Source organism: Actinomycetota bacterium, from assembly GCA_040755895.1.
GTDB lineage: Bacteria > Actinomycetota > Aquicultoria > Subteraquimicrobiales > Subteraquimicrobiaceae > Subteraquimicrobium.
On sequence record JBFMAG010000005.1, the window covers coordinates 1 to 9,151 of the forward strand.

The following is a 9,151-nucleotide window of genomic DNA, read 5'->3' on the forward strand; positions in this document are numbered from 1 at the left end:
TGAGAAGACGGATCTAGGACAGGATACCGTTCACACCAGTAGGATCGTGCCCCTACATCCAGCCACACAGAAACTTTCCGTGTGTATGATACGTCGGATTATAAAATGCCTGATAGATAAGTATGCAGATTTACCTGATGCTTTTCCAGCCTGGCTCCGTGTAAAGTTCGATTTACTCCCCAGATCCCTTGCCCTTCAAGAAATTCATTTCCCAACTACGGAATCCTTATGCCATAGGGCGAGATCAAGGCTTCTATTTGAGGAACTTTTCCTCATGCAACTTGGCTTAGCCATTCGAAAAAAGCGTATAGAGCGAGAGACCAATGGAATCAGGCATATCATCGAAGGCGAGCTCCTAAAGAATTTTTATTCATTATTGCCTTACGAACTGACCGAAGATCAAAAAAAAGCAATCGCCGAGATACAGAGAGACATGGCCAGTCCCCATCCCATGAATCGACTTTTACAAGGGGAAGTAGGGTCGGGAAAGACCGTTGTTGCTGTAGCCGCTTTGCTCATCACCATCCAAAATGGACATCAGGGAGCGATAATGGCTCCCACCGAGGTTTTAGCCGAGCAACATTTCCACAAAATTAGAGATTTGGTAAAGCCCCTTGGTATTAGGGTAACCCTGCTTACGGGGGGTACACCCCCAAGAGAGAAAGGGGAAATTCAAGAGAAAATCCGCCAAGGAAAGGTGGATCTTGTCGTGGGCACCCATTCCCTCATTCAAGAGGGAGTTCAGTTTAAATCTTTGGGATTGGCGGTAATCGATGAACAACATCGATTCGGGGTGAGGCAAAGAGTGAGCTTAAAGGAAAAGGCCCCGAAACATGGTGGGCGAGGATACAATCCAGATGTCCTCATCATGACGGCTACTCCGATCCCTCGAACGCTTTCCCTCACTCTCTACGGCGATTTGGATGTATCCATCATCCGTGAACTTCCCAAGGGAAGAAAACTAGCGGAACATGTGGAAACCATCGTTTGTGATCGCAAACATCGACGGTGGGCTTACGAGAAGATGAAAAGCGAAATAAAGCGAGGGCGACAGGGCTATATCATTTGTCCTCTAATTGAGGAGTCCGATAAATTAGAGGTCCTGCCTGCCCGCAGGCAGGTAAAAGCGGTGATGGAAGAAGTCGAGAGACTTAGAACTCAAATCTTCCCCGACTTAAGAGTTGGTTTCATCCACGGTAAGCTTAAACCAGTGGAGAAGGAAGAAGTCATGCGAAAGTTCCGAGACGGTGCGCTGGATATACTCATCTCGACGACAGTCGTAGAAGTGGGTATCGATATACCCAATGCCTCAGTCATGATAATCGAGGACGCTGAACGGTTCGGCTTGGCTCAACTGCATCAATTAAGAGGCAGAATTGGTAGGGGAAAGTATAAATCTTATTGTATCCTTTTCGCCGATCCGGTCACTGATGAAGGCAAAAGACGCATTGAAGTCATTGGAAATATTGTCGATGGTTTCAAACTCGCCGAAGCCGATCTTGAAATCCGTGGCGAAGGTGAGCTTTTTGGTACCCGTCAATCGGGTCTGCCCGATTTAAAACTGGCTAAACTCATAAGGGATATCGACATCCTCTTAAAAGCCAGAAAAGAGGCCTTTGAATTGGTTGAGAGGGATCCCAATTTATCCCAACCGGAACATCGTTTATTGTTAGGCGAGGTAAAAAAGAAATTTGTGGCCAATTTAGAGTGGCTATTCCACAGCTAGTAATTAGTTAGGAATCGGTAGCATTGCAAAGCGTCGCAGTTCACAACGAAAACAAAAAAATCATCAACTACCGACCACGGACTGATTTTAGATGAGGGTTATTGCAGGTATTGCGAAGGGAAGAAAATTGGTAGCTCCAAAGGGGAGAGAGGTACGCCCCACTGCGGATAGGATAAAGGAGGCGCTCTTCGACATCCTTGAAGAAAAAATCAAGGAATCCAAGGTCCTCGATTTATATGCGGGAGCGGGTAGCCTTGGTATCGAAGCCTTAAGCAGGGGAGCGGAATTTGCGGTTTTTGTGGATGATAATCCCTCCTCAATTCGGGTTTTAAAGAGAAATTTAGAACACACGGGTTTTTCCCAAAAAGCGAGGATCCTTAAGAATAAGGTTGAGGTAATTGTTAAACGTCTACTTGAGGAAAATGAAGAATTTAATTTGATTTTTCTAGACCCTCCCTATAAAATTAACGTTGTCGAATTAAGTTCAGTTCTTAACAAAAACGCAGGTTTTTTGGCTCCTGAAGGAGTGGCGGTTTTAGAACATTCTTCACGCAGGGCCCCGATTCCCATTGAGAATTTGGAAATTCAATTTACCCGGAGATATGGAGATACGGCATTAAGTTTTTACAGTAAGATCAAAAGTGGCGAACACCTCAAGCACAAATAAGAAAAGAGATATAAATTCCACAAAGGCTAAGGAGAAATTTGAATTTAAGGAGGCCATCATGCGGGTAGCAGTTTGCCCAGGAAGTTTTGATCCCATTACTACAGGACACCTGGATATAATCGAAAGAGCCCTCAATCTTTACGATAAAGTCGTAGTGGGTATAGCTAAAAGCCCTCCCAAAAAGCCACTTTTCTCATTGGAGGAAAGAATAAGATTCGCAATGAACGCCACATCAAGCATGGAGGATGTCACCGTCGATACCTTTGATACTTTGGTTGTTGAATTTGCCAGGAAACACAATGCTCATGTAATAATCAGGGGTTTGAGAGCAGTCTCCGATTTTGAACACGAATTTCAAATGGCTCAACTCAATCGAAAGCTCGATCCCACAATTGAAACCCTATTCATGATGGCTAGCCCACAGTATGCCTATTTGAGTTCCAGCGCTGTAAAAGAGATAGCCGAATACGGCGGTTGTGTCAAAGGACTTGTTCCTTCCGAAGTTGAGAAGAGTTTGCTCAAAATATACTCTCTATCCAAGAGAGGGGGTCTATAACTATGGATATCATGGCTTTAATCGACAAATTGGAAGATCTTATCGCTCGTAGCAAAAAGGTTCCACTCAGTTCGAGTGTTATAATCAGCGAACAAAAACTCTATGAAATCATCGATCAAATACGAGGTACGCTCCCTGAAGAGTTAAAACAAGCTCGCTGGATTGTGAAGGAAAGACAGGAGATGCTGGCGGAGGCGGAGAAGGAAGCGAATCGCATCATAGATGAGGCTAGACAGAAGACACAAGCCATAACATCCGAAACCGAAATCGTAAAACTGGCTGAGCAAAGAGCGACAGAAATCATTGAAGCAGCCAGAGCAAAGGAGAGAGAAATTCGATTGGGCGCTGAAGATTATGCTGATGAGATGCTGGCCAATTTAGAGGTAAATCTGGGAAAACTCCTCACAGCTGTGCAAAGAGGAAGAGATAGACTTCAGGGGAAGATGGAATCCAGAAGCTGAAAGTCCCCTTTTTTATCGGAGACAAACCTATTTTTCCGATTTTAATTTCAAGGTTCTTGTGTGTCCTTCCCCTCCACAAGAACTTTTTCAATTTTTGGGATTAAACTTTAGCGGATACAAGATTGTGATATAATCTTTGTCTAATGAGGAAGGAGAAAAAGATGACTGAATTAATAATTGAGGTATCCGATCTATTAAGAGAAATGGGAAAAGAATTAGAGATCAAGATGAGCAAGGAATTTTCTCCTCTAAACCTGGGAACGCAGGAAGTCAAATTCGCCAAACCGGTGGATTTGAATTTAACCCTCGAGAATGTGGCCTCCGGCGTGCTCGCTCAAGGAACCGCTGAAGGAATTTTAATTCTGCAATGCAACCGCTGTCTTAAAGAGTTCGCTTGCCCCATGAAAGTGAAGATAGAGGAAATATTCTGCCATCCATCAAAATCACAAGAGCTTGAGGAGAGGGAAACCTTTCCCACCATGGGTGAGAGAATAGATTTAGCTCCGGTCATTAAACAGGCATTCTTGTTGGCCATTCCCATGAAGGTGCTTTGCAATCCCAAATGCAAAGGTCTGTGCCCGATGTGTGGAAAGAATTTAAATGAGGGGATGTGTGATTGTCCAAAACAAGAAATCGATTCTCGATTCTTAATCCTCAAGAAATTGCTGAAGAAGTAAATCGTCGGTGATCGATGAAGTTAAATTCAGTCGATCGTCGATGGCTTATAGCGATGGTTAAAAACTACTGATATGGACGGAGGTAAAAATGGCTGTTCCAAAAAGAAAGATATCCAGATCCAGGAGGGATAAGAGACGAGCACATTGGAGGATTTCCATGCCCACTTTCTCGGAATGCCCACAATGCCATCAACCAAAGCTAGCCCACCGCGTTTGTCCGAACTGTGGTTATTACGGTGGCAAACGCGTAATGGAAATAGAATAGAATTCATGGAAGAGGGATACACTTGGCATTGGAGGATAAGACGGTAAGAATAGCGGTAGATGCAATGGGGGGCGACTATGCTCCAGGGGAGATAGTTAAGGGAGCAATCCTGGCTGCCAAGGAGGAAACCGGCATTGAACTAATATTGGTGGGCCGTTTGGATATCTTAGAGGATCAGCTGACCGAGTTTGATGCTCCCAGTAATATTATCATTGAATCAGCTCCCGACGTAATTGAAATGGGCGAAAATCCCTCCTGGGCAGTGAGAGCCAAGAAAAACTCCTCCATAGTTGTGGGAATGAAGTTGATCCATGAGGAAAAGGGGGATGCGATCGTTTCCGCTGGCAACACTGGGGCTGTTGTCAGTGCAGCTTTCTTGATTCTAGGCCGCATCAAGGGAATTTCCAGGCCGGCCATTGCCACCATCATTCCCACTCCAAGCAAACCCGTTCTTTTGTTAGATGTTGGGGCCACCACGGATTGTAAACCTCAAAACATACTCCAATTCGCCAAGATGGGTCAGGCCTATCTCACAAATATACTGAAAATTGAGAATCCTTCCATCGGAATCCTAAATATAGGGGAGGAAAGAGGCAAAGGAAATGAGCTAGTTCAAGAGGCTTACAGACTATTGGAGAAGTCCAAATTGAAGTTCATAGGTAATGTGGAAGGGAGAGGCATTCTATTTGGAAAAGCGGATATCGTAGTTTGCGATGGATTCACAGGCAATGTAGCTCTTAAATTGATGGAAGGTATGGCAGAAATGTTTTTCTCTAAGGTGAAATCGACCACTACCGAATCCTTTGCCTCCAGATTGGGAGGACTTCTTCTCGCCACGGGACTCAAAAAGTTGAAAAGAAAACTCGATTATCAGGAATATGGTGGAGCTCAACTTTTGGGCATAAACGGGGTCTGTATCATCAGTCATGGTAGCTCCAGAGCAAAAGCCATCAAGAATTCAATAAGATTAGCTGCGGATACCGTTAGAAAAGGCGTTGTCTTGGCAATAAAGGAAAGCATCGAAAATGATCGTGAAATGGAATAAGATTAATTCCAAACTGGCTCCCGTGGGAATAGTGGGGATTGGTTCCCACGTTCCCAAAAGAGTGTTGACAAATTTTGATTTAGAGCGGATTGTGGACACCAGCGACGAATGGATTAAGACCCGGACTGGCATCATCCAGAGACGAATCGCCGGCGAAACCATCTGCACCTCAGATTTAGCATCGGAAGCGGCTCGAAAGGCCCTTGTTGACGCCAATCTCGACACCAGAGATGTTGATCTTATCATCGTGGCCACCGCTTCACCCGATATGATCTTTCCCTCTACTGCCTGTCTTACCCAGCATAAAATTGGAGCAAACTGTCCCGCTTTTGACATTTCCGCCGCTTGTACCGGATTCGTTTATGGTTTATCCATTGCCTCTCAATGCATAGCCACGGGGCTCTTTGAGACGACTCTTCTCATCGGGGCTGATGCCCTAACCCGTTATGTAAACTGGTTGGATAGAAGTACTTGCATACTCTTTGGAGATGGTGCTGGAGCAGTTGTTCTCCAGCGGGTTGAGGAAGGATATGGGATATTAGCCAACTATTTGGCCGCCGATGGCTCTGGTTCAGATTTACTCAAGATACCAGCTGGTGGTGCTCTCATTCCCGGAAGTGAAGAATCCGTCAAAGATGGACTTCACCACATTCATATGAGTGGCAATGAAGTGTTTAAATTCGCCGTTCGTGCCATTCCAGATGCAGCGAAAGGAGCACTAAATTTAGCCAATCTTTCCATCGAGGATGTAGATTATTTCATCCCCCACCAAGCGAACAAGCGTATTATCGAGACTGCGGTGGCAAAATTAAAGATCAGTCCAGACAAAGTGGTCACCAACCTTTACAAATACGGAAATACTTCCACCGCTTCCATTCCTCTAGCTTTGGATGAGATTTGGCGAGAAGGGAAATTAAAGCGGGGGGATATTTTACTCTTCGTTGGATTCGGTGCCGGACTCACTTGGGGAGCAAATGTGGTCCGATGGAGCAAGGAGGTCTCCAATGGACTTTAGAACTGAGATTTGTGACCTGCTGGGGATAGAGTATCCCATTATACAAGGAGGGATGGCCTGGGTTGCTACAGCCGAATTGGCGGCTGCTGTTTCAAATGCAGGTGGTTTAGGGATTATTGGTGCCGGGCACATGCCCGCCACGGAATTGGAAAGGGAAATCCTCAAGGCAAAGGAGCTTACGGATAAACCCTTTGGTGTAAACCTCATGCTACTCGCCCCGCACGTAGACGAACTCTTCAAAGTCGTTTTAAAAGAAGAAGTACCCATCGTAACGACGGGCGCAGGAAATCCAGGACGGTATATGCCCGCTTTGAAGGAAAGGAATATAAAGGTTCTACCCGTATGTGCCTCCGTTGCCCTGGCACAGCGACTGGAGCGGATGGGAGCCGATGCAATAATTGCTGAGGGAATGGAGGCAGGGGGACATATCGGAGATTTAACCACCATGGTATTGGTCCCGCAAGTTGTGAATGCGGTAAGCATCCCAGTCATTGCAGCCGGCGGAATCGCAGATGGAAGAGGATTAGCTGCTGCCCTTGTCCTAGGCGCTAAGGGTGTTCAGATGGGAACAAGATTCATGTGTGCCCAAGAGTGTACTGTCCATCCAAACGTCAAGGAAAAAGTGGTCAAAGCCAAAGATAGAGATACAGTGGTTACTGGATATTCCACAGGACATCCCGTGCGGGTACTCAAAAATAAGCTGGCTAAGGAGTTTCAAAAGATGGATGCGGAGGGTCGCGGTGAGGATCTGGAGAAAATGGGAGTGGGTAGGCTCCGATTGGCTATGCGCGAAGGCGATGTAGAATGGGGAAGTGTAATGGCTGGTCAATGTGCTGGATTGATACATGAAATTAAAAGCGCTCGAGAGATCATAAACGATATTGTCACGGAGACCCGTTGGGTTTTAACCGAATTGAACGTTAAAGTGAAATAAATAACTTCAACCGTCCTTTCAGCGTTTTCACCATCAATTAAAAACTCGGAAATAAGAAAAAGATGGGGGAGAATTCGATTCGGAAAATTGCCTTTATCTTTCCCGGGCAAGGATCTCAATATGTTGGAATGGGAAGGGCTTTAGTCAATACTTTTCCAAGAGTGGCTCAGTTCTTCAAAGAGGCAGAAAAAATTCTCGGAAGAGATCTCTCTTTCTTATGCTTTCATGGTCCAAGGCAAAAATTGGCAGAAACCGTAAATACGCAACCCGCCGTATTCATCGTTAATTGCATTTGTTGGTTTCTCTTGAACGGAGAGGATATTAAACCCGATGCCGTTGCGGGCCATAGCCTCGGCGAGTACTCCGCACTGGTAGCCGCAGGGGTATTGGATTTTTCGGAAGCCCTAAAGCTCGTTGCCAAACGAGCTGAACTAATGGAAGAAGTCTCGAGAGAATTCCCGGGAAAGATGCTCGCGGTATTGGGTATGGATTCGACGTTCGCCGCAGATATCGTGGATTCTCTGAGAAGCAACGGGATTATTAACATCGCTAATTATAACTGCCCCGGTCAAGTGGTAATCTCAGGGGAAAAACAGGTGATCGAACGAGCAGCCAAGTTGCTCAAAGAAGCTGGAGCCAAACGCGTTGTGGAACTAGAGGTAAGTGGGGGATTTCACTCCCCCTTAATGAAGAAAGCGGAAAGACAATTTGCTAACCACCTTGATGCCATTTCCTTTAAAGATGCTAAAATACCGGTGGTCTCCAATTATACGGCAAGACTTTCCACAGAGGGTGAAGAATTGAAAGATGCGCTGCGCAAACAAATTACCGGTTCGGTACTCTGGGAGCAATCCATTTTACAAATGCTCAAGGTGGGAATCAATGTCTTCATCGAAGTAGGACCGGGCAAAGTTCTTTCGGGATTGATTAAAAGGATAGCTCCTTCGGTCAGAATTTTAAATGTTGAAGACGTTAAATCTTTCCATCAAACTATACAAGCTCTAATCTAAGACAGGATTCCATATATAAAAACAGATTTAATTAAATGTATTGTCTCAAATTCCAAATGCAAAGTGTAAAATGACAATCCAGAATTTAAATGATTATAAAATCAACAATAATTTTACATTTTGATCTGTCATTTTTATTTTTGATTTTTACATTTTTGCATTTACGATATAAAAGGCAGTGAATAGATAAATTATAAATTTGGGGGTGTGAAATGTTTGATTTGAAGGAGAGAGTAGCCCTGGTCACGGGAAGTGCGAGGGGAATTGGACGGATAACTTGTTTAAAATTGGCGAAGCTCGGAGCTCACATCGTCGTCAACGATATAGCTGATAAGGAGGCATCTGAGCTCACCCGAGAGATCGAAAAACTCGGAAGGAAAGCCACATTCATAAAGGCAAATGTCTCCATCCTTGAGGAAGCGAAAAAGCTTATCGAGGAAACGGTTAAAATCTTCGGTGGGATCGATATTTTAATCAACAACGCTGGAATTACCCGGGATAATCTTCTCATTCGAATGAAGGAAGAAGAATGGGATGCCGTTTTGGCCGTCAATCTTAAGGGCACCTTCAATTGCACACAAGTGGCGGCAAAATATATGTTGAAGCAACGCCGGGGGGCCATAGTAAACATCGCCTCTGTTGTGGGAATCGCCGGAAATGTGGGACAAGCCAACTATTCAGCCTCTAAAGCCGGGGTCATTGGACTGACCAAAACGGTCGCTAAAGAACTAGCCTCACGGGGAATTCGAGTTAATGCCATAGCCCCGGGATTCATCGAAACGGATATGACCCGAA

General features: G+C 45.0%; 11 protein-coding genes. All 11 read left to right on the plus strand.

Annotation, left to right across the window (positions count from 1 at the left end):
• On the plus strand, nucleotides 1-1,726 hold a 1,726-nt coding region (gene recG, locus AB1466_00200), incomplete at its 5' end, for an ATP-dependent DNA helicase RecG (protein ID MEW6188526.1).
• Between the two features lie 91 nt (nucleotides 1,727-1,817).
• Nucleotides 1,818-2,393, plus strand: coding sequence for a 16S rRNA (guanine(966)-N(2))-methyltransferase RsmD (gene rsmD / locus AB1466_00205; protein ID MEW6188527.1), 576 nt, complete (start codon nucleotides 1,818-1,820; stop codon nucleotides 2,391-2,393).
• A 58-nt stretch (nucleotides 2,394-2,451) separates the two neighbouring features.
• The gene (coaD, locus tag AB1466_00210) at nucleotides 2,452-2,949 is read left to right on the plus strand and encodes a pantetheine-phosphate adenylyltransferase (protein MEW6188528.1); all 498 of its coding nucleotides are present in this window, start codon (nucleotides 2,452-2,454) and stop codon (nucleotides 2,947-2,949) included.
• A gap of 2 nt (nucleotides 2,950-2,951) precedes the next feature.
• Nucleotides 2,952-3,410, plus strand: coding sequence for an ATPase (locus AB1466_00215; GenBank protein MEW6188529.1), 459 nt, complete (start codon nucleotides 2,952-2,954; stop codon nucleotides 3,408-3,410).
• A gap of 161 nt (nucleotides 3,411-3,571) precedes the next feature.
• Nucleotides 3,572-4,087, plus strand: coding sequence for a DUF177 domain-containing protein (locus AB1466_00220; protein ID MEW6188530.1), 516 nt, complete (start codon nucleotides 3,572-3,574; stop codon nucleotides 4,085-4,087).
• An 88-nt stretch (nucleotides 4,088-4,175) separates the two neighbouring features.
• Nucleotides 4,176-4,352 carry a 50S ribosomal protein L32 gene (gene rpmF / locus AB1466_00225; protein MEW6188531.1) on the plus strand — a complete coding sequence of 59 codons (177 nt, stop codon included), beginning with the start codon at nucleotides 4,176-4,178 and terminating at the stop codon, nucleotides 4,350-4,352.
• A gap of 22 nt (nucleotides 4,353-4,374) precedes the next feature.
• On the plus strand, nucleotides 4,375-5,397 hold the full coding sequence (gene plsX, locus AB1466_00230; GenBank protein ID MEW6188532.1) for a phosphate acyltransferase PlsX: 1,023 nt from the start codon (nucleotides 4,375-4,377) through the stop codon (nucleotides 5,395-5,397).
• The gene (locus AB1466_00235; GenBank protein ID MEW6188533.1) at nucleotides 5,378-6,412 is read left to right on the plus strand and encodes a beta-ketoacyl-ACP synthase III; all 1,035 of its coding nucleotides are present in this window, start codon (nucleotides 5,378-5,380) and stop codon (nucleotides 6,410-6,412) included. Before plsX ends, AB1466_00235 begins: the two co-directional genes overlap by 20 nt.
• Nucleotides 6,402-7,346: an enoyl-[acyl-carrier-protein] reductase FabK gene (gene fabK, locus AB1466_00240; GenBank protein ID MEW6188534.1), complete on the plus strand. Its 945-nt coding sequence runs from the start codon at nucleotides 6,402-6,404 to the stop codon at nucleotides 7,344-7,346. Before AB1466_00235 ends, fabK begins: the two co-directional genes overlap by 11 nt.
• A gap of 62 nt (nucleotides 7,347-7,408) precedes the next feature.
• Nucleotides 7,409-8,356, plus strand: a complete 948-nt coding sequence (fabD, locus tag AB1466_00245) for an ACP S-malonyltransferase (protein MEW6188535.1) — start codon at nucleotides 7,409-7,411, stop codon at nucleotides 8,354-8,356.
• A 212-nt stretch (nucleotides 8,357-8,568) separates the two neighbouring features.
• A partial coding sequence (locus tag AB1466_00250) for an SDR family NAD(P)-dependent oxidoreductase (protein MEW6188536.1) occupies nucleotides 8,569-9,151 on the plus strand: 583 nt, incomplete at its 3' end.

Excerpts from the sequence above, each read along its gene's own strand:
- AB1466_00220 (MEW6188530.1), top strand. The coding sequence starts at position 3,572 with ATGACTGAATTAATAATTGAGGTATCCGATCTATTAAGAGAAATGGGA.
- fabK (MEW6188534.1), top strand. The coding sequence starts at position 6,402 with ATGGACTTTAGAACTGAGATTTGTGACCTGCTGGGGATAGAGTATCCC.
- AB1466_00235 (MEW6188533.1), top strand. The coding sequence starts at position 5,378 with ATGATCGTGAAATGGAATAAGATTAATTCCAAACTGGCTCCCGTGGGA.
- fabD (MEW6188535.1), top strand. The coding sequence starts at position 7,409 with ATGGGGGAGAATTCGATTCGGAAAATTGCCTTTATCTTTCCCGGGCAA.
- AB1466_00215 (MEW6188529.1), top strand. The coding sequence starts at position 2,952 with ATGGATATCATGGCTTTAATCGACAAATTGGAAGATCTTATCGCTCGT.
- rpmF (MEW6188531.1), top strand. The coding sequence starts at position 4,176 with ATGGCTGTTCCAAAAAGAAAGATATCCAGATCCAGGAGGGATAAGAGA.
- coaD (MEW6188528.1), top strand. The coding sequence starts at position 2,452 with ATGCGGGTAGCAGTTTGCCCAGGAAGTTTTGATCCCATTACTACAGGA.
- rsmD (MEW6188527.1), top strand. The coding sequence starts at position 1,818 with ATGAGGGTTATTGCAGGTATTGCGAAGGGAAGAAAATTGGTAGCTCCA.